Source organism: Halopseudomonas pelagia CL-AP6, from assembly GCF_000410875.1.
In the GTDB taxonomy this organism is placed as follows: domain Bacteria; phylum Pseudomonadota; class Gammaproteobacteria; order Pseudomonadales; family Pseudomonadaceae; genus Halopseudomonas; species Halopseudomonas pelagia.
This window is the reverse complement of sequence record NZ_AROI01000004.1, coordinates 43,541-67,437: the sequence shown is the minus strand read 5'-3', so window position 1 is coordinate 67,437 and position 23,897 is coordinate 43,541. Positions and strand designations below refer to the sequence as shown.

Genomic DNA, 23,897 nt, shown 5'->3' with positions numbered 1-23,897 from the left:
TCATGGCCAGACCGATCCAGCTTAAAGATCACTCCAATGATGCCCGGATAGTACAGAGCCGCGTGGTGCTCGCGGCTTTGGTCGTGCTTGCCCTCACGGCGGTATTGGTGGCGCGTCTGTATCACCTGCAGGTGATACAGTTTCAACATCACACGACCTTGTCGGAGAATAACCGGGTTCACGTGCAGCCTGTGCCCCCCGCCCGTGGGCGTATCTATGATCGCAATGGTGTGGTGCTGGCGGAAAATCGTCCCAGTTTTAGCTTGAGCATTACCCGCGAGCGGGTGCCGGATGTGCAGCAGCATTTTGCTTTGCTCAAGTCGTTGCTGGTTCTTACGCCCGAGGATGTCGAGCGGGCGGAGCGGCGCCTAGCACAGGCGCGACGTCCGTTTGAGGCGGTGCCGGTCATGTTCGGCTTGACCGATGAGCAGATTGCCCAGGTGGCTATCAATCAATTTCGTCTGCCAGGTGTCGAGGTGCAGGCCAGTTTTGTTCGGCATTATCCGTTGGCTGAGCATTTTGCCCATGCAGTGGGTTACGTGGGGCGAATCAATGAGCAGGAGATGGCGCGAATTGACCAGGTAGCCTATGCCGGTACCCACTATATAGGTAAGACCGGTATCGAGCGTTATTACGAAGAATTGCTGCACGGCACCGTAGGCTATGAAGAGGTTGAGACGAACGCTCGCGGCAGGGTATTGCGCGTTCTTAAGCGGGTGGATCCCTTGCCGGGCAAGGATCTGACCTTGCATATTGACAGCCGCTTGCAGGCGGTCGCCGAGCAAGCGCTAGGCAATCGTCGCGGAGCCATTATTGCTATCGAACCTGAAACTGGTGGCGTATTGGCGTTTGTCAGTCAGCCGGGGTTTGATCCCAACCTGTTCGTTACCGGTATCAGCCACACCGATTACGGTGCACTGCGCGACTCCTTGGATCAGCCGCTGTTCAATCGCGTGTTGCGCGGGTTGTATCCGCCGGGCTCGACCATCAAGCAGATGGTAGCGTTGGCCGGGCTGGACAGTGGCGTGACCAGCCGCACCAGTCGAGTCTATGATCCGGGTTTTTATCAGTTGCCCAATCACAGTCATCGTTATCGTAACTGGAACCGACAGGGAGACGGTTGGGTGGATATGCGCCTGGCGATCGCCCGCTCCAATGACACCTATTTTTATGATCTGGCGCACAAGCTGGGCATCGATCGGATGCATGAGTTCATGAGCCAGTTTGGGCTGGGTACTCGGGTTTCGCTGGATCTGTTCGAGGAGTCGGCGGGTTTGATGCCGTCGCGTGATTGGAAGCGTACTGCTCGGCGGCAACCCTGGTATCCCGGGGAAACACTGATTACCGGGATCGGCCAGGGTTATATGCTGACCTCGCCATTACAGTTGGCGCAGTCGATCGCGCTGGTCGCCAACCGTGGCGTGTGGCAGCGTCCACGGCTATTGATGCATGCGGAAGGCACCCCTCCGGAAGAAAATGACACACCCGACAATATACAGCTCAAGAATGACGACGACTGGAACTTCATTACTGCGGCATTGGAGGATGTGATGCACGGTGAGCGCGGCACATCGCGGGCTGCCGCGCTCAACGCGCCCTATCGAATGGCCGGCAAAACCGGTACTGCCCAGGTCGTCGCCATTGCCCAGGGGGAAAGATACGACTCTGCTGCATTGCGTGAGCGGCATCGTGATCATGCCTTGTTTGTTGGTTTTGCGCCGGTAGAGGCGCCGCGCATTGCTGTGGCGGTCATGGTTGAGAACGGCGAATCCGGTGGGCGGGTTGCAGCTCCGGTGGCCCGAGCACTGTTCGATGCCTGGCTCTTGCCTGATCCGGATCCGGAAGGCTTTACCGTTGAGGTCAAACCATGAAAAGCCTGATTGCCTCCATCACCGGTAACCGGGTCGGTAACCCGCCAGCCTTCGGGCGCCGTGCCCCTTTCTGGCAACGCATTCATGTCGATCCCTGGCTACTGCTGCTGATTATGGTGTTGGCCACGGTGGCAGGGTTCGTGCTGTATTCCGCCAGCAGTATGAACATGGCGTTGCTTTATCGTCAGGCGGCCGCTTACTGCGTGGGTTTGGCGGTGATGTTGACGATCGCTCAGTTCCAGCCACGTTTCATGGAACGTTGGGTGCCCGCCGCCTATATAGGTTGCCTGATCCTACTGATAGCGGTCGAGCTGATCGGGGTGCAGTCCAAGGGCGCGCAGCGCTGGCTGAATATACCCGGCTTGATGCGTTTTCAGCCCTCGGAGATCGTCAAGCTGGTGATGCCTATGGTGGTCGCCTGGTACCTGGCGCGGCATGCGCTGCCCCCCAGCTTTAAGTCCATCTGCATCACGCTGATCATTATTCTTGTCCCGGTGGTGTTGATCGTTAAACAGCCGGATCTGGGTACCTCATTGTTGGTGGCCATTGCCGGGCTCTTCGCCCTGTTAATGGCTGGCTTGCGCTGGCGCTATATCATCGGCGCACTGGTACTGCTGGTGCCCTTGGCAGCGGCTATGTGGTTTTTTGTTCTGCACGAGTACCAGAAGCGCCGGGTGCTGACGTTCATGAATCCGGAGAGTGATCCGTTAGGCGCTGGCTGGAATATTATCCAGTCCAAGGCCGCAATCGGGTCCGGCGGCGTATTCGGTAAGGGTTGGTTGCAAGGGACGCAGTCGCACCTGGATTTTTTGCCGGAAGGTCATACCGACTTCATCATTGCGGTGTTGGCAGAGGAGTTCGGCCTGGTCGGCGTATGCTTGTTACTAGTGGTTTATCTGTTGGTGATAGCCAGAGGTTTCTATATCACCCTGCAGGCTCAGGATACCTTCAGCAAATTGCTCGCCGGCAGTATTACGCTGACCTTTTTCATCTACGTGTTGGTCAATATCGGAATGGTCAGTGGTTTATTGCCGGTGGTGGGTGTGCCATTGCCGTTAATCAGTTATGGCGGGACGTCGTTGGTAACACTGCTCTCCGGTTTCGGTATTCTGATGTCAATACATACGCACCGAAAGTGGATGGTTCAGCGCTAATGGGGCAGAATCTCCGGGCAACACCCAATGGATAACAAAACAGGACAAATGATGCTGTCAGCCTTTTTCTGCCGCGCTAAAACCTTCGGCATACTTGCCGCTTTCACCGGCTTTACGCCTATCGTCAGCGCAGCAAATTACACGGCAGAGCATCCGGCAGTACGCCCCTTTGTTGAAGAAATGCAGGTAGAGCATGGTTTCGCACCGGCATATGTAGAAAGCCTGCTGGCCAATGCCGAGCGCAAGGAGCCCATCCTCAAGGCTATTTCCACGCCAGCAGAGAGAGTCCGGCCCTGGCATGAGTACCGGGCGATTTTCATTACCGATCAGCGGGTCGAGCGCGGGCTGGCCTTCGCCGAGAAATACGCCGATGCACTCAGCCGCGCCGAGGAGCAGTACGGGGTAGAAGCGGACGTTATTGTCGCCATCATCGGGGTCGAAACCTATTATGGTGGAAACAAAGGCAGCCATCGCGTGATTGATGCGCTGACGACATTGGGGTTTGATTATCCGCCCAGAGCAGAATTTTTCCGCCGGCAGCTCAAGTCCTTTCTGGTGGTGGCTCGGGAACAGCAGATGAACCCGCTGGAGTTGACCGGATCCTACGCGGGCGCCATGGGTTATCCTCAATTTATCCCGACCAGCTATCAGGCCTTTGCGGTCGACTTTGATGATGATGGCAAGGCTGATATCTGGAATAATCCGGTCGATGCCATCGGTAGCGTGGCAAACTATTTCCGTGAGCACGGTTGGCAGCATGGTGCTGGAGTAGCCGTTCCGGCCAAGGTGTCTGGGGAGCGTTCTGCCGAGGGTTTGACTCTGCCGATGGAAAAAGGCCTGAATGCCCGGATCAGCGTTGCTGAGTTAACGGATCTGGGTTGGCAGCCCCAGGGCGAACTGGATGCGGCAGAGCAGGTAATGGCTTTCGAGTTCGATGCCGGAGACAGCATGCAATACTGGATAGGGCGGAATAATCTTTACGCCATTACCCGCTACAATCACAGTGTGATGTACGCCATGGTGGTGCACCAGTTGGCGGACCTGATTCGCGAGGCTCGGCAAAATGACAGCTAAACTCGCTGCAGCTATTCATCCAGTGGTATGGGCTGCAGCCATAGCTTTACTGGCTGGCTGCTCCTCGACGTCGCACAAGAGCCCCGCTGCCAGTTCGGGATCGCGGCCGTCGACCGATGGCGCACCCGCTTATATGAAAGATGTATCCACTATCCCGGATGCGGTGCCCACCCCCCATACCGGGCCGTACAAGGCCACACCCTATACCGTGCTGGGTAAAAGTTATCAGCCGATGCAGGATGGCCGACGCTATCGCGAAGAGGGCGAGGCCTCGTGGTACGGTACCAAATTTCATGGCCAGGCGACTGCCAACGGGGAAGAGTACGATCTCTACGGCATGACCGCCGCACACAAGACGTTACCCTTGCCAACCTACGTGCAGGTGACCAATCTGGACAATCAGCGCAAGATCATTGTGCGAGTGAATGACCGCGGGCCTTTCTATTCCTCACGCATTATTGATCTGTCCTACGCTGCGGCGAAAAAGCTCGGCTTTGCTGAGCGCGGTGTGGCCCGGGTTTTGGTGGAGGGTATAGATCCGGTGGTCTGGCAGCAGCAGAATGACCCTACCTATCTGGTCAGTGCCCGCTCCAGGTCGGAGGCGCCCAGCGCCGCTCAGGTTACGCCTGTGGTTACTCCTGCGGCAGCACCAAGTAATCCAGCCAGCCAGGGCCAGTACTATTTGCAGGTAGGTGCCTTCTCAACGGATCTGGCCGCCCAGCAGTTGCGTCAACGGCTGCAAAACACCTTGGCCGCAGCGGTGGTAGTGACCCCGGTGCAGCACAATGCAGGGACTTTGCATCGAGTCCGGGTCGGTCCGCTCGCCAGTCAGGATGAAGCACGACGTCTTATCGAACAATTGCGCTTGGCCAACATGGGTGATGCCACCCTGGTCGGCGCAAACTGAAACTCAATCAACCCTTTATTTCTTTACAGTGAGTCACATGTTTAAAAAAATACTGCTGAATCTGCTGGTGTCCGGCTCCATTGTCATGACTGCTGTAGCGTATGCACAGACGCCAACACCTACGCCCACACCGAACCTGCCTGCTGCGGCCGCCCCTATTGTGCCCAGTGCCCCGCAACTGGCAGCGTCCAGCTATATTCTGCTGGATGCCAATAGCGGTGAAGTGCTGATCGAGCACAACGCCGATGAGGCGCTACCCCCGGCCAGCCTGACCAAGATGATGACCAGCTACATCGCCAGCCTGGAAATTCTGCGCGGGCAGGTCAAGGAAGAAGATCTGGTGCTGGTCAGCGAGAAGGCCTGGCGCAAGGGCGGCTCGAAGATGTTTATCGAGGTGGGTAACCAGGTCAAGGTGATCGACCTGTTGCGCGGTATCATCATCCAATCCGGCAATGATGCGAGCATTGCCATGGCCGAGCATATTGCCGGCAGTGAAGAAGCCTTTGCCGATTTGATGAACAGCCATGCGGCGCGTCTGGGGATGAACTCCACCCATTTTGAAAACTCCACAGGCTGGCCCGCCGAAGGGCATTTGTCGAGTGCCCGTGACATGGCGATCATGGCCAAGGCGATCATTCGCGATGATCCTGAGCACTACAAAATCTACAAGGAAAAGGAATTTTTCTGGAATGGCATCCGCCAGCCCAATCGCAACCTGATGCTCTGGCGTGACAGCACGGTAGATGGCCTTAAAACCGGTCATACCGAAGAGGCAGGTTATTGCATGGTTACCTCTGCCGAACGTGACGGTATGCGCTTGATTGCGGTGGTGATGGGTACCGCCAGCGAGCAGGCCCGGGCCGCGGAAACACAGAAGATGCTGACCTGGGGTTTCCGTTTCTTCGAGACCAAATCCTTCTACGCACCCGGCCAGGTATTGTCTACCTCGCGGGTGTGGGCTGGCGTCAGCGATCAGGTGCAAATCGGTCTTGCTGACGGTTTGACCTTGACCCTGCCCAAGGGTCAGGCGGAAAAACTGGATGCCAGCATTACCCTGGAAGCGCCGATCAAGGCACCTATCGCCGCTGGCGACGTGCTCGGCCAGGTTGAGGTCAGGCTGGGTGACGAGGTCGTTCATACTGCGCCGCTGGTTGCGTTGGCCGGGGTAGAAGAGGCCGGTATCTTTGGTCGGCTGTGGGATAGCATCCGCCTGTTTTTTTACGGTCTTTTCAACTAATACACTGAGGCAGCCATATGAGTGATGTGCCTACCGATGCGCCGCGTATTGAGTTTCCCTGCCTGTACCCAATCAAGGTAATAGGGGAGGCGGGGGACGGTTTTGCCGATATGGTGGTGCGTATCGCCGAGCAGCATGCACCGGGTTCCGATACGCGGGTGATCGAGGTAATTGATAGCAAGAACGGGCGCTTTCTGTCGGTCCGGCTGCAGATTACCGCGACCGGCCCGGAGCAGCTCCAGGCGCTACATGCCGATCTGAAAGCAACGGGCAAGGTTCATATGGTGCTCTGATGCCAACACCGCTGAATGTCCGGCGACTGGGGCAGGTGGAGTACCTGCCGACCCTGGAAGCCATGCGCAAGCTGACAGCCGAGCGCGATAGCGCCAGCGCCGATGAGATCTGGTTGTTGGAACACCCGCCAGTCTTTACCCAAGGGCAGGCAGGCAAAGCCGAACATGTACTGGCTGCGGGTGATATTCCGGTGGTGCAGGTTGAGCGTGGGGGGCAAGTGACCTACCACGGTCCTGGCCAACTGGTGGCGTATCTGATGTTGGATATTCGCCGGTTGGATATCGGCGTGCGCGACCTGGTGACCGCCATGGAGCGTGCGCTGGTCAGTCTGCTCGCAGGTTACGGTGTTGACGCCGCTCCGCGCTCCGACGCGCCGGGCGTGTACGTGGGGGCAGCTAAAATTGCATCTTTGGGGTTGCGTATACGACGCGGTTGTTCATTCCACGGCTTGGCGTTGAATGTGGATATGGATATGCAGCCGTTTCAGCGCATTAATCCGTGCGGTTATGCTGGCTTGGCTATGACCCAGCTGTGCGATCATGTGTCTGCGGAGTTGCCGATGACGCAGGTGATGGATCGGCTAGAGCTGGCCCTGCGTCAGGCGCTGGGTTATCCCAATGCCTGACAATGGAGGGATTCTGCTTTAGCTGACAGACAACGTTGGAATCAGGTTTTCGTTTGCTGCTTGGCCCGGCACTGCCGCCGGCTCAGCCAGGCCGAGATTGTTCTTTTCGAATACGCGGTCCGCGCGGTAGCTGGAGCGCACCAGCGGCCCTGAGGGTACCTCCATAAAGCCTTTCGCCAGACCAATATCCCGATAACGATTGAATTCGTCCGGCGTCACCCAGCGCTTTACCGGCAGGTGGTTCTTGGTTGGCTGCAAGTATTGACCTAGCGTCACAATATCAACGCCAATGGCACGCAGGTCGTCGAGGGTCGCCAGAATTTCTTCATCGGTCTCGCCCAGGCCCAGCATCAGACTAGTTTTAGTGATGAGCGATGGACGATGTTGCTTGGCGTGGGCCAGCACCTGCAAGGTTTTCTCGTAGCCGGCACGGGGGTCACGTACCTCGTGGGTCAGACGTTTTACCGTTTCGACGTTCTGCGCGAAGACTTCCAGGCCCGAGTCGACGACCCGTTCGATGGCTGAATGGTCGCCGTCGAAATCCGGGGTGAGGGCTTCGACCACCACATTAGGGGTGCGGCGCTTGATGGCCCTGACCGACGCCGCGTAATGCTCAGCTCCGCCGTCAGGCAGGTCGTCCCGGTCTACCGAGGTCAAGACGATATAACGCAGGCCCATCAGCTCAACCGACTTGGCGGTGTTTTCCGGTTCGTCCTGATCCAGCCAACCGTTGGGGTTACCGGTATCCACAGCGCAGAAACGGCAGGCTCGGGTGCAGACAGAGCCCATCAGCATGATTGTCGCCGTACCGTTGGCCCAGCACTCACCCATGTTCGGGCAGTGCGATTCCTGGCATACAGTACTCAGGTTATGCGATGCGACGTTTTTTTTGACCGCCTCGAAGCGTTCGCCGGTCGGGACGCGAGCACGCAACCATCTGGGCTTGGGCTCAAAGGTGACGGGTGTCGCGTTGGCACGCCTTTTCTGACCATCCTTGATCGCTGCAATGCCTTGCGCATTGCGAAATTTTTCACCGCTGGCAACCGGTTTCGAGGGTTGGTCAGTCATCTGCGTATGGGCTCCTGTTAGCGTTCGAGCGCGTGCGGCTAGCTTGTTTGCTTGGGCGGCGCCTACCAGCCAGGGCGGGCAGCGCAGGCTTGGCTGTGCGCCAGTTTACCATAGACCGCCGTAAAGGCGCGGCTGCCACTGCAGTAAAAGCGCAGGGGCGGTGGTCTATGGGAGCAGGCGGACCAGTGCGAGCGCCTGCCGCCGCTGGCACAGCTTACTCAGCCCAGCGGCGCAGCGCCTCCAGCAAATCATGGTCCGGATAGCCGTCGGCTGGCGTACCTATGGCTAACTGCAGGCGGCGGATCGCCTTGCGGGTGTTCGCACCGATAATGCCATCTATGCCGCCTGGCTCAAAACCACCTGCTTCAAGGCGTTCCTGCAACTCCAGGCGTTCCGTGCGTGACAGGGGCTTGTCTTCGGTAGGCCAATTGGCGCTGATCTGGCCGCCGCCGTGAAAGCGTTGCGACAACAGACCAATGGCCAATGCATAGCTGGTGGAGTTGTTATAACGCAGAATGCTACGGAAGTTGTCCATAACGATAAACGCTGGGCCTCGGTGGCCTGCAGGCAATAATAGCGATCCGCTCAGTTCGATATGCTCGGGGCTAATGGCCGCGCCGCGTGTGGTTTTTACACCCAGATCACTCCATTCGCCGAGGGGCTTGCGGATCGCCATGTCGGCCAAGGCATAGTCAAACCCGGCTGGCAGGCTGACTTCCATCCCCCAGGGTTGTCCGGCTTGCCAGTTGGAGGCTTTGAGGTAATTGGCCGCCGACGCTAACGCATCAGCCGATGAATTCCAGATATCACGCTTGCCGCTGCCGTCGAAGTCGACGGCATGGCTGTTGTAGGTGGTGGGGATGAACTGGGTTTGGCCCATCGCGCCGGCCCAGGAGCCGAGCATGCCTTCGGGGGTAATGTCGCCACGTTGTAATATCTCCAGCGCTGCAAGCAACTGGGTGTGGGCGAAATCGGGCCGGCGGCCTTCGTGGGCGAGTGTAGCCAGGGCGCGTACGACCAGGTTATTGCCCATATTTGCGCCGAAATTACTCTCAAGCCCCCAGATAGCGACCAGAATATTCCGGTCTACCCCGTAGCGCTGTTCGATAGCGCCGAGCGTTTGCTCGTGCTGTTCCAGCAGCCGCCGACCGCTGGCCAGACGTTGTGGCGAAATAGCGCCATCCAGGTACTCCCACACCGGCCGGGTGAATTCGGGCTGGCTCTGGTCGGCTCTTAATATTGCCGGATCAGGAGTTATGCCGGAAAAGGCGCGGTCAAACAGCGCCGGCTCTATACCCGCCGCCAATGCCTCGGCGCGAAATAGCTGGCGCCATTGCGCGAAGGTCATCTGCTCTTCGATCCGCTGTATTTCGACAACAGGTTCGGAAACGCTGGTATTGGCATGCGCTTTAATCGGCGTGTCAGCGCAAGCGGCCAGCAACAACACAGCCACGCTTGCGGTAGTCAGGTAACGATGGGGTGAACCCTGGCGCAAAAACTTGATTAACATTGATCGTTCCCAGCAAATAAAAGGCGGCTTAACTCTAGCATGCTAGCTCCGGACAAGGTGATTGCTAGGCGATATTCAGCGAATGGATGTGCGAAGGTCAGAATGCTATTATCCCGCTCGCGATCAGCGCTGCTCACTAGTATGGAGTATTGCCGGGCGGCATAGTTGCAACATGGTTGCAACATGGCCCTACTTATTAGGCCCTGAATAGTTCCTGACTAGTGTCTAAGTGGTTCCTGCATAGTTCCAGTGCAGCGTTCTTCGCATCATCTGGCCAGCGTTCGCGGGGCTATGGCGCGCTGGTCTGCCGGCGCTGTTCCGGTTGCGATGATTGCTCCCTGACACTTGGCCGCTGGTCCAGCAAGCGGGCTCTCGTTCGGTTGAAGATAGCTACGTGGGTAAGAATACGCGGCTAAGCACCGGCGGAAAAAGGAGAATAAGTTGCTGATGCCAAGGTTGGGTCCCTGGCTGGTCGAGGCGCATCGGGCGGATGTCCAGGCTCGGGTTTTGAGTCAGTGGCCCCAGGACAGGCCCGAGGATCTTATGCCGATCCAGCGTTTCGCCGAGTGGCTGAACACCTTGAGCGAACCGGCCATGATCCAGCACCCTTTTTTTCGCTGAGCTTGCCAGTGAACCGCGGCTTCAGTGCTCGGTTTGCAAAAAACTAGCAGCTTATAAACGGTTTATAACTTCAGGCTGATATGGGGATTCGGATGTTTGTGCGGTCATGGTTATTGCGTGTCAGATGGTGGGCTGCGGCTCTGGTGATTGGCGTTTATGGTCTGGCGTGGTGGATGAATCCGGCCTATGAGATGTCGGGATTTGTGACTGAAACCAAATGGGACGACGACAGCGATATCGTTGCTGAACCGGAGATGTCTCGGCGCTTCGTATCCAGCGATCTCGACGATTTTGTGCATTCTTCATCAATCACCGCGTTACCCGGCGGCAACCTGATGAGTGTCTGGTTTGCTGGTTCGCGCGAGGGGGCGGCTGATGTGCAGATCCGCGCGGCGCGTTTTGATGCGGCCAGTGGCGAGTGGGGCGATGAGGAGGTGCTCGCAACCCGCGAGCTGACCCGCCAGGCGGTAGGTAAGCCGATCCGCAAGCTGGGTAACCCGGTCATTGCCCTGGCTCCAGATGATAGGCTCTGGCTGTTCTACGTGTCCGTGTCGTTGGGCGGCTGGGCCGGTAGCGCCATCAACGTGATGGTGTCCGAGGATCTGGGCACGACTTGGTCGGTGCCGCGTCAGCTGATCACCTCACCTTTTATCAATATCAGTACGCTGGTGCGCAGTGCGCCAGTGTTTCATCAGGACGGCTCGATAGGGTTGCCGGTCTATCACGAGTTTTTGGGTAAATTTCCCGAATATCTTTATCTCGATTCGCATGCCCGGGTCGTGGATAAATTTCGTATGGCCGATGGCGATACCTCCTTGCAGCCAACGGTAGTCACTCTGGATGATCGGCGGGCCATCGCACTGTTGCGCTACGCCGGCAGGGAAGGGCATGTACTGGCTACAGTGACCGCTGATGCCGGGCAAACCTGGAGCGAGGAGCGTGCGATTGAACCCTGGAACCCGAATTCCTCCCTGGCGGCCATTCGCTCGCATCGAGATACCCTGCTGGTGGCACAAAATAATCTGGCCGACGGGCGCTTCCGGCTGACGCTCGATGAATCGACCTTCAGCCTCAGCACCTGGTCACTGGTCAAGACGCTGGATGAGTCGACCGACGCCGAGGGCGACCCTATACCGATGGAAAAGTATGTCCCACAGCTGCGTGAACAATTCATTGAGGCCAGCGGCCCCCGGCGCCAGGTGTTGCTCGACGAGTATGTTCAGGGCCTTGAAGGCCGGGTGTGCAAGAGAGGTCTTTGCGACTTTGAGTACGAGTATCCTTACATCGTGCGTTCTGATGACGGCCGTTTTCATATGGTGTACTCCTGGAATAACAGTTTTATCAAGCATGTCACCTTCAATCGGGCCTGGGTGGAGGAGCAAGAATGATTATTGCTAACTGGCAAGCGGTGCTTACTTTTGCCTTGGTTGTGTTTTTACTATTACCCCTCGGCAGGCTGTCGATTGGCTACCGGCTAGCCACGCTCTTGGCGTTGATCTTGATTGCGTTGATCCCGCTGTCAACCGGGCTGACACTCGCCGGGCTGCTGCGTGGTTTGACCGATGACCTGGCGTTGACCTCGCTGATCTGGATGGCCGGCGCCGCCTTGGTAAAGTTGGGGTACATGCCACCCATGCCCGTCGCGCAGAAATGGCCGCTCTGGCTCTGCTTCGCAGTGTTGGGCTTGGTGCTCTATCCCGCTGCGCTGGGCATAGGCATGATTGATACCTACCGCTGGGGCTACAACGCGCGCTATTTGATCGTCTTTATCGGCGTGCTGACTTTGCTGCTGGTGTGGTTACGTAGCAGTCTGGGGGTGGCAATGCTGGTGCTGGCGACGGCTGGCTTTGTGCTGGGGTTGAAGGCATCTGATAACTATTGGGATTATCTGCTCGATCCGTTTATCGTGCTGTACTCGTTCGGGGCAATTATCATAGCCTTAGTAAAGGCCGTTGTGCGTGCCAGCAGGGGAGTCAAAGCAGGCTGATTCCTGGTCGGTTTTGTAGATTGGGGGGGCGTTTTATCCATAGCCCGGCACTAGGCGCTGTGCTAATGTATGCCCCCGTGATTAGACCCTCAGCGGAATGTCGATGATCTGCTTTTCCGGCGCCACGCCACCATAGGTTTTACTTCCGCCTCCTGCTAAAGCAGATTTATCTGCTATGTGCATGTCTTAGCACGCTTGTGCTCGAACCATTATCAGAATAACAAGCCTCTAGTGACGCCCACTGTTTTCGTTGCGGGCGAACAAGGATTTTTGCATCTCGGGAATTGGCCCAGGGTTCCTGGGAAGGGAAGTTTAAAACCATATGAAAACCTCTTTATCGCGTGCTTTTTTGCAAAACTTTATGGGCCAGGCGCCTGTTTGGTATAAGCAGACCATTGTTGCTTTTTTGATACTCAACCCGCTGTGTCTTTGGCTTGCCGGTCCTTATCTGACCGGTTGGTTGCTGGTGGTCGAATTTATTTTCACCTTGGCGATGGCGCTTAAATGCTACCCCTTGCTGCCCGGCGGGCTGCTTGCCATCCAGGCGCTGCTGATTGGCATGACCACACCAGAAGCGCTGTATGCCGAGATGCTGGTGAATTTCCCGGTGATTCTGCTATTGATGTTTATGGTGGCAGGCATCTACTTTATGAAAAGCCTGCTGCTGCTGGTATTTACCAAAATTCTGCTGGGTGTTCGTTCGAAGTCGGCCCTATCCTTGCTGTTTTGTTTCACGGCGGCGGTTCTGTCGGCCTTCCTGGATGCCTTGACGGTCACCGCCGTCATTATCAGCGTGGCGGTAGGCTTCTATTCGGTTTATCACAAGGTTGTCTCGGCTCCACCCAAGAGCACTGGGGAGCCAAAGCTGGCGGTCAATGCCGATGATGAACCTCTGGAATTGCACCGCCATGATCTGGAAGTGTTTCGGGCCTTTCTGCGTAGCCTGCTGATGCACGGTGCCATTGGTACCGCGCTCGGCGGCGTTGCCACCTTGGTCGGTGAGCCACAGAACCTGTTGATTGCGCGCATTGCCGGTTGGGACTTTGCCGAGTTCTTTATACGCATGGCGCCGGTGAGTATGCCGGTGTTGGCCGCGGGGCTGGTGACCTGTTTGTTGCTGGAGAAAACCTCGATGTTCGGTTATGGCGCCAAGCTGCCGCGTAACGTCAGGCGCGTACTTGAGGACTTCGCTGAAGAGGAACGGCAAAAAAGAACAACGATACAGCTCGCGCAATTGATAGTGCAGGCGCTGGTAGCAGTGCTGCTGGTACTGGGGCTGGCCTTTCATGTTGCGGAAGTGGGCCTGATAGGCTTGCTGGCGATCATTCTGATGGCCACCTTTAACGGCGTGACTGACGAGCACCAGATCGGTAAAGCCTTTCAGGAGGCGCTGCCCTTCACCTCGTTGTTGGTGGTGTTTTTTGCCGTGGTTGCGGTGATACACCAGCAGCATCTGTTCAGCCCGATTATCGCCTGGGTGTTATTGCAGCCGGAGTCGGCTCAACCGGGGATGTTCTTCGTTGCCAACGGCTTGCTATCGATGATCAGCGACAACGTCTTTGTCGCGACCGTGTATATCAGCGAAATCAAGCAGGCGCTGGATGCGGGCAGCATCAGCCGCGAACATTTCGAGCTGCTCGCGGTATCCATCAATACCGGCACCAACTTGCCCAGCGTGGCGACGCCCAACGGGCAGGCAGCCTTTCTGTTTTTGTTGACCTCTGCCATTGCGCCTCTGGTGCGTCTTTCCTATGGCCGCATGGTTGTCATGGCCTTCCCGTATACGCTGGTAATGGGCGCTGTCGGGTTGTTTGCTGTAGTGAATTGGGTCTGAGCCCTCACTTGTATTTTTACTTGGACTGGATGGACTTGGTATGACCCGGATGCAATCAGTAAAGCAGGAATGGTTTTCCAACATACGTGGCGACATCCTTGCTGGACTCGTAGTGGCATTGGCGCTGATCCCTGAGGCTATCGCCTTTTCGATCATTGCTGGGGTAGACCCCAAGGTTGGCCTCTATGCCTCCTTCTGCATTGCCGTAGTGATTGCCTTCACCGGCGGGCGGCCTGGCATGATATCTGCTGCTACCGGTGCCATGGCGCTGTTGATGGTCACTCTGGTACGCGAGCACGGGCTGGAATATCTATTGGCCGCTACCATCCTCTGCGGTTTGTTGCAGATAGGCGCTGGTTATCTGAAGTTGGGCTCACTGATGCGATTCGTATCGCGCTCGGTGGTCACCGGCTTCGTCAACGCACTAGCGATTCTGATTTTTATGGCCCAGCTACCCGAACTGACCAACGTAACCTGGCACGTGTATGCGATGACCGCAGGCGGCCTGGCAATTATCTATCTGTTTCCTTACCTGCCCAAGATTGGCAAGCTGATTCCTTCGCCGTTGGTGTGCATCGTGGTACTGACGGTGCTGGCAGTCTATATGGGGCTGGACATTCGCAGCGTTGGCGATATGGGCGAGCTGCCAGACACCTTGCCGATTTTTCTTTGGCCGCAGGTGCCGTTGAACTTTGAAACCCTGATGATCATCTTTCCGTATTCGGCAGCACTGGCAATTGTCGGCCTGCTGGAATCGATGATGACCGCGACCATTGTCGACGATCTGACCGACACTTCCAGCGACAAGAATCGTGAATGCAAGGGCCAGGGTATTGCCAACATAGGCTCTGGTCTGATCGGTGGTATGGCGGGCTGCGCCATGATTGGCCAGTCGATTATCAACGTCAAGTCCGGTGGTCGTACCCGGCTGTCGTGTTTCTGTGCTGGTATCTTTCTGTTGGTGATGGTGGTGTTTCTCGGCGATTACCTATCATTGATTCCCATGGCGGCGCTGGTCGCGGTGATGATCATGGTGTCTATTGGTACTTTCAGCTGGGATTCGCTGCGCAACCTCAAGCAGCATCCGTTGTCGACCAATATCGTTATGGTGGCCACGGTGATTGTCGTGGTGGCAACGCATAACCTGGCTTATGGCGTGTTTGTTGGCGTGCTGCTCGCTGCGATGTTCTTTGCTAACAAGATGGGCCATTACATGCACATCGGCAGTGACCTGGATGAATCAGGTAATCAGCGCACCTATCGGGTCGTAGGCCAGGTGTTTTTCAGCTCCTCTGACAAGTTTGTAGGAGCCTTTGACTTCAAAGAAGCGGTTGATAAGGTAGTGATCGATCTTTGCCGCGCGCATTTCTGGGATATTACCGCGGTAGCAGCGCTGGATAAGGTGGTGATCAAGTTCCGCCGCGAGGGCACAGAAGTCGAGATCATCGGCATGAACGAGGCCAGTACAACTATCGTTGACCGGTTTGGTGTGCATGACAAGCCAGACGCCGTTGAAAAGCTGATGGGCCACTGATAATGAACAAGGAGAATACTGTGACCACCCAGACCGTACTGGCATGTGTCGATGGCTCCAAGTCATCCCCCGCCGTGTGTGATTATGCCGCTTGGGCGAGTCTGCGCCTGGATGCGCCCCTGACCTTTTTGCATGTGCTGGATCACTCCCAGTACCCGACCGAAACTAATTTGTCGGGCAATATCGGTCTGGGCAGTCGCGAGCATTTGCTGACCGAGTTGGCCGAACTGGACGAGAAACGCGGCAAACTGATGCGCGAGCAAGGCCGCCTGATGCTTGAGGCGGCGGTTGCCCGCGTCAAGGCTGGCGGCGTAGCTGATCCCGCTGTGCGCCAACGGCATGGGGATCTGGTTGAGACCCTCGCGGAACTTGAGAAGGATATCCGCCTGCTGGTGATTGGCAGAGAAGGAGAAGAGGGCGACACGGTCGGTGGCCACGTCGGCAGCCATCTGGAAAGTGTTATCCGCACAGTGCACAGGCCGACATTGGTGACTGCCGGTGATTTTCGTCAACCACGTAGTGTCATGTTGGCGTTCGATAATGGTCCGAGTACCCGCAAGGGTATCGAGATGATTGCTGCAAGCCCGTTGTTCAAAGGTTTGCCAATTCACCTGGTGATGGTGGGTGCAGATACCAAGGACGCCTGGGAGTCAGTTAATGTGGCGAAGCAAGCCTTGGAGAAAGTGGGGCATCAGGTTCAGGCGTGTATTCGTGCCGGTAATGTTGAAGAAGTGCTGCTGGGTTACGAGGAGGAGCATGACATCGATATGATCGTGATGGGCGCTTACGGCCATTCGCGTATCCGCCAGTTCTTCGTTGGCAGTACCACGACCACTATATTGACCCGAACCAAGCGTCCGCTGTTGTTGTTGCGCTAACTTTGGCGATGCTGCCTGCTGTGCGCGAAGAGCTGAGAGCGATCATGCTTGAACTGATTGCTGAGCTCGAGTGTCAGATGGGAGGCAACGTCTCAGGCAGGCATTAGCCCATATAGATGATGACGATTACGGTATTTGCATTGAATGTGGGGAGCCGATTGCGCGTGGGCGACTGAAGATAGATCCGGTAGCTTCTTATTGTATTGGCTGCGCCACGGCGCTTCGAAATGATGTGCCGTGCAGGGTGGAAATGCATGTAACGAATAATGGGGCTGCTAGTTAAAATGAAACAGAATGCCGGCACCAATAGCGGAAAACCAACAGAGGACAGATGGAAAGGACGTAAACGACATGCGATTGTTCTGGCGGTTATGTCCATTCCGGTACTTTTGCTGGCGTTGATGCTGATGCCGCCGTCGATGCCGGATCTGTCCGAAAGTGCAGAACATGAACGACAGTTTCTCTTCGAGAGTTGGACCGAGGGAGACTCCATCGTCATCCTCAGACATCTCGAGCGCTGCGACCGGGCTGATGTGCCTTGCCTGGTTGGCAAGGACGGCCTCACGGCACGCTCCACCTTGGTTGCCAGCGAGCTGTCGGATGATTTTTTTCAGTTAGGTTTGGGAAACGCTGATATTTACAACAGCCCTTTGCCGCGTACCGATCAGACCGCTGATCTGCTGTTCAGTACCCGCAGCACCGACAAGCAGTGGCTGTATGATTGTCGCAAGGAAGATACGCTGTTGCGCGATGCGCTCAGTTCCAAGAAACCAGGCAGAAATCTGGTGCTGATTACCCATAGTACCTGCATCGCCCGCTTTGAAGATGACTTGGGGTTTTCCAGCGATATCCCGGAGTACGGGACAGCCATCTTTCTTTCGGCAGAACCGAGACCCAAGGCATTGCGCTTGCTGGGCTTTGTCGATGCGGAAGATTGGGACCGTGTGTTCCATTTCAGCCGGCTCTCCTACTAGGGGCGCGGTGCTTGCCGGCGTCATGTTCAGCGCGCTTGGGCGTGCCTTAGCTAGCGGGTGCGGCCATCAGGGCTAGCCTTAGACCGGCTACACCGACCACCATAGCCCCCAGACCATCCCAGGCCGAGCCTGGATGCTGGCCTTTAATCTGCTCATCAATGATCTGTGCATCCCGTAACCACTGCTCCCAGGCCTGCACGGGATGGCGTTGTAACGCTTGGGTCAGCAGCGGTTTGCGCTTGTCCCATACGGGTGGGCGCTGGCTGGCGAAAATGCGGTCCAAGGGAATGTTGCGGCGGATATCCTGCGCCATATTAGCCAGCGCGCGAACTTCCCGGGCCAGCGACCAGAGTACGATGGGCGCTTCGACCCCTTCGCTGCGCAGCCCCTGCAGTATACGCAGCGCCTGCTCGGGCTGAGCCTTGAGCATCGCATCGACCAGATTGAATACATCGAAGCGCGCGCTATCGGCCACGACCTGCTGCACTGTCTGCAGATCCAGTTGGCCATTTTGACAATACAGCTTGAGCTTTTCGATCTCTTGCGCTGCAGCGAGCAAATTGCCTTCTACTCGGGCGCTCAGCAGGTCCAGCGCCTCGGGGCTCGCATGCAGGCCCGCGCTGGCCAAGCGGTCGCGCATCCAGCCGGGGAGCTGCTGTGCTTCAATCGGCCAGATCTGGATAAAACGGCTTTGCGGGTGATCAGTCAACGCCTTCGCCCATTTGGTGCGCTGGCTCGCGCCATCGAGTTTGGGCAGACTGATCAGCAGGGTAGTGTCTTCGGGCGGCATGTCGAGCCAGGCGAGTATGGCCTTGCCACCTTCATCGCCCGGCTTGCCGCCAGGGATGCGCAACTCGATCAGGCGCTTTTGCGCAAACAGCGACAGGCTGTGGCTGGCATCATGCAACTGAGCCCAATCGAAGCTGCGCTCCACATGATAAACCTGACGCTCCTCGCTACCGGCCTGGCGACAGGCAGCGCGGATCTGGTCCGCCACCTCAGCGGTCAGCAGCGGATCGTCACCGCTGACGACATAGACTGGCGCCAGTTGATCCTGCAACTGGCGTGACAGCTGCGCAGCGTTGAGCTTCATGGTGCGCTGGGGCTGGCCTGCTGATCAAGCGCCTGGGCACGGGCGGCCAGTTCGCTTTCGCTGAGGCTCGACAGGCGGAACAGCATTTGCCTGATCAGGTCGCGACGTATTTCCACCTGAAGCAGCGCTTCCTCTTCGTTGCTACCGGTAATGTTGTCTCGATCGCTGACAAAAATACGCCGCGCCGTCAGTGTTTCGGGCCCGACCAGGGCACGGCCCTGAGTATCGCTGATCTGAAACCTCAGATTATTGGTCAGTTCGTATTCCGCTGGCGCCGAGCGGCTGGTGTAACTCACTGCAACGCGCTCACGCTGCTCGCTCAGCAGTTGTAGCCGGAAGGGGGCGCTGGCGGTAATACGTACGCCGTTGTCTTCCAGTGCCTGCGCTACGCCCTGATGCAACTCGCTGTAGTTATCGCGGGACTCGATCCGCAGCTCTTGCAGGTTGACCATATCGGTACCCATGCCGCGCAATTGGAAGCCGCAGCCGGCCAATAGCAGGCTAAGCCCGAGTACAGCGCAGCCGACTAGCTGATGAGGACGATTCAGTAACATCTTGGCTCTCCATTGCATATCAATTGGCGACAATATTGACCAGCTTGCCGGGGACCACGATCACCTTGCGGATACTCAGGCCTTCGGTAAAACGTATTACGTTTTCGTTGTCGCGTGCGGCGGCTTCAATGTCATCACGGCTGGCGTTTGCGGCGACCTCGATATGCCCGCGCAGTTTACCGTTAACCTGAATGACCAGCTGCAGCGTGTCTTGCACCAGCGCGGATTCATCCAGGACCGGCCAGGGTGCATCAATTGCCAGATCGGCATGGCCGAGCGCCTGCCATAGCGCGTGGCTGATGTGCGGGGTGATGGGCGCCAGCAGCAGGCAGACGCTTTCCAGCCCTTCCTGCAACAGGGCGCGGTCCTGATTACTGTTCTGTGGCACTTTTTCCAGCACATTCATCAGCGTCATTACCGCGGCAATGGCGGTGTTGAATTTGTGATGCTGGCCAATGTCCTGGCTGGCTTGGCGAATGGCCAGGTGAATGGAGCGGCGTACAGCTTTCTGCTCATCGCTGAGTGTGCCGATCACCAGCTTGCTGGTCGTGCCAGCTGCGCTATGCTGATGGGCCAGACGCCAGACCCGACGCAAGAAGCGGTGGGCACCTTCCACGCCAGTGTCTGACCATTCCAGGCTCATATCCGGTGGCGAGGCAAACATCATGAACAGCCGGCAGGTGTCGGCACCGTACTGGTCGATCATCGACTGTGGGTCTACACCGTTGTTCTTCGACTTGGACATCTTCTCGATGCCGCCAATCTCCACCGGTTGACCATCACTGGCCAGGTGTGCGGCGATAATCTTGCCCTTGCCGTCGCGCTTGACCTCAACGTCGGCGGGGTTGAACCAGGTCTTGCTGCCGTTAGCTTCCAGGCGGAAGTAGGTCTCGGCTATGACCATGCCTTGGGTCAGCAGATTCTTGAACGGTTCGTTTGAATCAAGCAAACCCTGATCGCGCATCAGTTTGTGAAAGAAGCGCGCGTAGAGCAGGTGCAGAATCGCGTGTTCGATGCCACCGATATACTGATCCACTGGCAGCCAATGATTGGCTGCTTTCGGATCAACCATACCCTGCTCGTAGTGCGGCGAGGCATAACGGGCGAAATACCAGGAGCTTTCGACGAAGGTATCCATGGTATCGGTTTCGCGCTTGGCCTGGCTGCCACAGGTGGGGCAGATGCACTGGTAGAACTCCGGCATTCTCGCCAGCGGGCTGCCGGCACCATCGGGTACTACATCTTCAGGCAACGCCACCGGCAACTGATCTTCCGGCACCGGTACATCACCGCAGTTGTCACAGTGAATGATCGGAATCGGGCAACCCCAGTAGCGTTGGCGGCTAATACCCCAATCGCGCAGGCGGAACTGGGTGCGCGGGGCGCCCAGGTCTTTCTGCTGCAATACCTCGCCAATAGTGGTCAGCGCACTGGCATAATCCAGGCCGTTCAGTTCTTCCGAGTTGATCAGCGTGCCCTTTTCACCGTAGGCATCCTGCCAGGGCGCGGGTGTTTCGTCGCCTGCTGAGGTACGTACCACTGGCTTGATCGGCAGATCGTACTGGCTGGCAAAGTGGAAATCGCGTTCATCATGGGCGGGTACGGCCATGACCGCGCCTTCGCCGTAGGTCATCAATACATAGTTGGCGACCCACACCGGCAGCTTTTCGCCGGTTAGCGGATGGGTTACCAGCAGACGCGTGGGGCGGCCCTTCTTTTCCTGCGTGGCGATATCGGCCTCAGCCACGCCGCCGCGTTTGCATTCGTCGATAAACGCCTGCAGCGCCGGATCATCCTGCGCGGCAATGGTCGCCAGCGGGTGCTCGGCGGCCACGGCCATATAAGTTACGCCCATCAGGGTGTCCGGCCGGGTGGTAAACACCTTCAGTTTTCCGCTTTCGCCGATGCTCGCCTGGTCATAGGGAAAATGCACTTCCATGCCGACCGACTTGCCGATCCAGTTGCGCTGCATGGTCTTGACCTGTTCCGGCCAGCCGGTCAGCTCGTCCAGCGAGCTCAATAACTCTTCCGCGTAATCGGTGATGCGGAAGTAGTACATCGGGATTTCGCGCTTCTCGATTACGGCGCCGGAACGCCAGCCCTTGCCGTCGATAACCTGTTCGTTGGCGAGTACGGTCTGGTCGACCGGATCCCAATTGACCGTACCGTTCTTGCGGTAGATCACGCCCTGCTCAAACAGCTTGGTGAACAGCCATTGTTCCCAGCGATAGTACTCAGGCGTACAAGTGGCAAACTCCCGCGACCAGTCCATTGCCAGGCCCAGGCTTTTCAGCTGGGTGCGCATGTAGTCGATATTGTCGTAGGTCCACTTGGCCGGCGCGACCTTGTTCTTCATCGCCGCGTTTTCTGCTGGCATGCCGAAGGCGTCCCAGCCCATGGGCTGCAGCACATTCTTGCCCTGCATGCGCTGATAGCGGGCAATCACATCGCCAATCGTATAGTTGCGCACGTGGCCCATGTGCAGCTTGCCGCTGGGGTAGGGAAACATGGACAGGCAGTAGAAGGTTTCGCGATCAGGGGTTTCAGTCACCTTGAAGGCGTCGCTTTTGTCCCATTCGGTCTGGGCGCTGCGTTCGATATCGCGGGGGGAATACTGTTCTTGCATGGTATGGGCTATCTGAGCTCGTTTGGCTGGTTAGTTGCGCAAACATCGATCCGGCGCAGTGCGCCGCTGGGTCGCCAGCCGCTGGGCCGCCAGCGTGCTCGGCGCTGCGGTGCGCAGCAGCAGGATGTCTTTGCAAATCAATAGCGCAGGATACACCACCGGGCAGATTGCAGGTAGCCCAAGGATGCCTCTCTTGCCGGCCGCCACCATTCGTCGCCGGACGCTGCGTGCTCAGCGTTGGCAGCTATGCTCAGAGTAACGGCTGGGGCCATTCGGGCCGCAGCCATAAGTGAAGGAGGTTGGCTAGATGAAAGGCAGTTCGCCCGCACCACTCAGCGACTGGCCTCGTGACTCTTCCTATGGGCGGCTATTGCGCCGCCTCGACCAGGCCATGGATATGGCCCGCACTCGTGAGTGGATGGCCGGTCGGGCGCCGCCGGTCACCGAGTTGGAGCTCAGCGGGCTAAGTGCCGAGGATCAGCAGTTGCTATGGCGGATTATCGAAGAAATACAGGTCTCCGCTACCTCAGGTCGGCTGTCGATAACGCCGACGGCGTATGACACATGCCAGCAACACCACCAGCACCGCTAGACTCAGTGGCCAGCTGCGCCAGCGCAGGTAAGGACCAAGGCCTTCTCGCGGCTGCACCCAGCCATTGAGTGCCAGTTGCTCGAACTGGGGAATGCTGGCGGTGATCCGGCCCTGATGATCAATCAATGCAGTGACGCCATTATTGGTGCCGCGAATCATCCAGCGGCCGCTTTCCATGGCCCGCATACGGGCCATCTGTAGATGCTGGAGCGGGCCTATCGATTCGCCAAACCAGCTGTCGTTACTGATAGTGATCAGTAATTCACTCTTGGCTGCCAGCCTGGCGGCGAAGTCGGGGTAAACGGCTTCATAACAGATGAAAGGTGCCAGTTGGTAGCCTGCTGCTTCCAGCGGCGCCTGCACCGCCGGGCCACGTGAAAAACTCGACATTGGCAGGTCAAAGAAGGCGATCAGGCCGCGTAGGACCTGCTCCATAGGTACGTACTCGCCAAAGGGTACCAGTTTGTTTTTCAGGTAGTGGTTGCCGGCGCTGCCAGCCACCATGATGCCGTTATAAATACGCAGTTCGCCGGTGTCGTAATTGTCTACCGGTATGCCGGTAATCAAGGTCGTACCCTGTTCGGCAAAGTTGGCCGCCATGGCGTCGGCAAATCCCTGGGCCTGGGTTTGTAGCACCGGGATGGCGGTTTCCGGCCAGACGATCAGATCCACTGGGCCCTGGGCATAACTCATATCCCGGTAGAGGCTCAAGGTGTGTTGAATATGATCGGGATCCCATTTGCGCGATTGGGGGATATCGGCCTGAATCAGCGCGACAGACAGCGGATCGCCCGCTGGCTGTGTCCATTCGATATGCCGCAGTCCCAAGCCGCCCAGCCAGATGGCGAGCAGCAGTGCGCTAGCGCAGGCTGCCTGGGGCAGGCGTTTCCACACTGCGGGTTCGGCTAGCAGGCAGGCAGTAAGCACCGTCAGTAGACTCAGTAACCAGACGCCGCCGACAGGTGCAAAGCCGCTCAACCAGGTGTCGGTATGCATATAGCCCTGGTACAGCCAGGGAAAGCCGGTCAGAAACCAGCCGCGAAAGATTTCCTGGGCGACCCAGAGGCAGGCAAAGCCGATACATGACCACCAGCCAGCCTTGATCGGCCGTAACCAGCCAGCCCAAAGCCAGGCGGTCAATGCGATGACCAAAGCCAATCCGGCGACGAACAATCCGGTCAGCAGGCCAGCCAGTACGGGAGAGGCATAACCATGTACATGAATGCTGATATAGACCCAGGAGACGCCACTGGCGAATAACCCCAAGCCCCAACACCAGCCCCGCAGGGCTGCCTGACGCGGCGTTAGTGGCTGTAATACCTGATACAGCAGGGCGATGGACGCCAGGCCTAGCGGCCACAGGTCAAACGGCGCAAGCGCCAGGGTCGTCAACCCGCCGGCAACTATCGCCAACAGGTTACCCATCCAGCCCGGGCCACGGAGCCGGTCAATCCATTGCATCAA

Annotated in this window: 22 protein-coding genes; 16 read left to right on the top strand and 6 right to left on the bottom strand. The window is 57.5% G+C overall.

The annotated features are described in order from the left end of the window. The first annotated feature begins 2 nt into the window (after window positions 1-2). The 7 genes from mrdA to lipB all read left to right on the top strand — a co-directional run bounded on the left by mrdA (window position 3) and on the right by lipB (window position 7,162). Window positions 3-1,871 (top strand): penicillin-binding protein 2, encoded by a 1,869-nt coding sequence (gene mrdA, locus K787_RS22000; protein ID WP_022961322.1) that lies wholly within the window; start codon window positions 3-5, stop codon window positions 1,869-1,871. Next, entirely contained in the window at window positions 1,868-3,025 is a 1,158-nt protein-coding gene (gene rodA / locus K787_RS0103060) for a rod shape-determining protein RodA (protein ID WP_022961321.1), read from the top strand. Before mrdA ends, rodA begins: the two co-directional genes overlap by 4 nt. A gap of 27 nt (window positions 3,026-3,052) precedes the next feature. After that, the gene (mltB, locus tag K787_RS0103055; protein ID WP_052185298.1) at window positions 3,053-4,099 is read left to right on the top strand and encodes a lytic murein transglycosylase B; all 1,047 of its coding nucleotides are present in this window, start codon (window positions 3,053-3,055) and stop codon (window positions 4,097-4,099) included. Then, window positions 4,089-5,006, top strand: a complete 918-nt coding sequence (locus K787_RS0103050; protein ID WP_040640757.1) for a septal ring lytic transglycosylase RlpA family protein — start codon at window positions 4,089-4,091, stop codon at window positions 5,004-5,006. The genes mltB and K787_RS0103050 overlap by 11 nt, the downstream gene beginning before the upstream one ends. A gap of 85 nt (window positions 5,007-5,091) precedes the next feature. Beyond that, window positions 5,092-6,243, top strand: coding sequence for a D-alanyl-D-alanine carboxypeptidase family protein (locus tag K787_RS0103045; protein WP_052185301.1), 1,152 nt, complete (start codon window positions 5,092-5,094; stop codon window positions 6,241-6,243). Window positions 6,244-6,260: 17 nt separating this feature from the next. Then, window positions 6,261-6,536, top strand: a complete 276-nt coding sequence (locus tag K787_RS0103040; RefSeq protein WP_022961317.1) for a DUF493 family protein — start codon at window positions 6,261-6,263, stop codon at window positions 6,534-6,536. After that, window positions 6,536-7,162, top strand: a complete 627-nt coding sequence (lipB, locus tag K787_RS0103035; protein WP_022961316.1) for a lipoyl(octanoyl) transferase LipB — start codon at window positions 6,536-6,538, stop codon at window positions 7,160-7,162. Before K787_RS0103040 ends, lipB begins: the two co-directional genes overlap by 1 nt. 18 nt (window positions 7,163-7,180) lie before the next feature. Here the strand turns inward: lipB and lipA are convergent, their stop codons facing one another. Next, a complete protein-coding gene (gene lipA, locus K787_RS0103030) occupies window positions 7,181-8,230 on the bottom strand; it encodes a lipoyl synthase (protein ID WP_022961315.1) in 1,050 nt (349 codons plus the stop codon). Between the two features lie 214 nt (window positions 8,231-8,444). Next, window positions 8,445-9,740 (bottom strand): lytic murein transglycosylase, encoded by a 1,296-nt coding sequence (locus tag K787_RS0103025; protein WP_022961314.1) that lies wholly within the window; start codon window positions 9,738-9,740, stop codon window positions 8,445-8,447. A 447-nt stretch (window positions 9,741-10,187) separates the two neighbouring features. On the opposite strand from K787_RS0103025, the gene K787_RS25185 reads away from it, so the two are divergent. The 8 genes from K787_RS25185 (at window position 10,188) to pmrG (ending at window position 17,568) form a co-directional block, all read left to right on the top strand. Beyond that, complete coding sequence (locus K787_RS25185; protein ID WP_022961313.1) at window positions 10,188-10,361, top strand: hypothetical protein; 174 nt, start codon at window positions 10,188-10,190, stop codon at window positions 10,359-10,361. Window positions 10,362-10,453: 92 nt separating this feature from the next. After that, a complete protein-coding gene (locus tag K787_RS0103015; protein ID WP_028614536.1) occupies window positions 10,454-11,749 on the top strand; it encodes a sialidase family protein in 1,296 nt (431 codons plus the stop codon). Next, the gene (locus tag K787_RS0103010) at window positions 11,746-12,348 is read left to right on the top strand and encodes a hypothetical protein (RefSeq protein WP_022961311.1); all 603 of its coding nucleotides are present in this window, start codon (window positions 11,746-11,748) and stop codon (window positions 12,346-12,348) included. Before K787_RS0103015 ends, K787_RS0103010 begins: the two co-directional genes overlap by 4 nt. Before the next feature lie 322 nt (window positions 12,349-12,670). Then, window positions 12,671-14,182 carry a sodium/proton antiporter NhaB gene (gene nhaB, locus K787_RS0103005; RefSeq protein WP_022961310.1) on the top strand — a complete coding sequence of 504 codons (1,512 nt, stop codon included), beginning with the start codon at window positions 12,671-12,673 and terminating at the stop codon, window positions 14,180-14,182. Window positions 14,183-14,231: 49 nt separating this feature from the next. Next, a complete protein-coding gene (locus K787_RS0103000; RefSeq protein WP_040640765.1) occupies window positions 14,232-15,716 on the top strand; it encodes a SulP family inorganic anion transporter in 1,485 nt (494 codons plus the stop codon). Window positions 15,717-15,736: 20 nt separating this feature from the next. Next, window positions 15,737-16,594 (top strand): universal stress protein, encoded by an 858-nt coding sequence (locus K787_RS0102995; RefSeq protein ID WP_022961308.1) that lies wholly within the window; start codon window positions 15,737-15,739, stop codon window positions 16,592-16,594. A gap of 70 nt (window positions 16,595-16,664) precedes the next feature. Continuing rightward, window positions 16,665-16,877: a TraR/DksA family transcriptional regulator gene (locus K787_RS25805; protein ID WP_084671918.1), complete on the top strand. Its 213-nt coding sequence runs from the start codon at window positions 16,665-16,667 to the stop codon at window positions 16,875-16,877. An 88-nt stretch (window positions 16,878-16,965) separates the two neighbouring features. Beyond that, entirely contained in the window at window positions 16,966-17,568 is a 603-nt protein-coding gene (gene pmrG, locus K787_RS21995; RefSeq protein ID WP_052185297.1) for a lipopolysaccharide core heptose(II)-phosphate phosphatase PmrG, read from the top strand. Between the two features lie 46 nt (window positions 17,569-17,614). On the opposite strand, the gene holA is transcribed toward pmrG, so the two are convergent. Genes holA through leuS form a run of 3 tightly spaced genes read right to left on the bottom strand, consistent with a single transcriptional unit; the run spans window position 17,615 to window position 21,841 of the window. Continuing rightward, window positions 17,615-18,661, bottom strand: a complete 1,047-nt coding sequence (gene holA, locus K787_RS0102985; RefSeq protein ID WP_028614532.1) for a DNA polymerase III subunit delta — start codon at window positions 18,659-18,661, stop codon at window positions 17,615-17,617. Then, window positions 18,658-19,215 carry an LPS-assembly lipoprotein LptE gene (locus tag K787_RS21990; protein WP_022961303.1) on the bottom strand — a complete coding sequence of 186 codons (558 nt, stop codon included), beginning with the start codon at window positions 19,213-19,215 and terminating at the stop codon, window positions 18,658-18,660. The genes holA and K787_RS21990 overlap by 4 nt, the downstream gene beginning before the upstream one ends. Before the next feature lie 19 nt (window positions 19,216-19,234). Further along, window positions 19,235-21,841, bottom strand: coding sequence for a leucine--tRNA ligase (leuS, locus tag K787_RS0102975; protein WP_022961302.1), 2,607 nt, complete (start codon window positions 21,839-21,841; stop codon window positions 19,235-19,237). Between the two features lie 307 nt (window positions 21,842-22,148). Here leuS and K787_RS24985 point away from each other — a divergent pair, with 307 nt between their 5' ends. Beyond that, entirely contained in the window at window positions 22,149-22,433 is a 285-nt protein-coding gene (locus tag K787_RS24985) for a hypothetical protein (RefSeq protein ID WP_152486777.1), read from the top strand. Here K787_RS24985 and lnt read toward each other — a convergent pair. Beyond that, entirely contained in the window at window positions 22,368-23,894 is a 1,527-nt protein-coding gene (gene lnt, locus K787_RS0102965) for an apolipoprotein N-acyltransferase (RefSeq protein ID WP_022961300.1), read from the bottom strand. The two genes, K787_RS24985 and lnt, sit on opposite strands and share 66 nt — an antisense overlap. Between the last annotated feature and the right edge of the window lie 3 nt (window positions 23,895-23,897).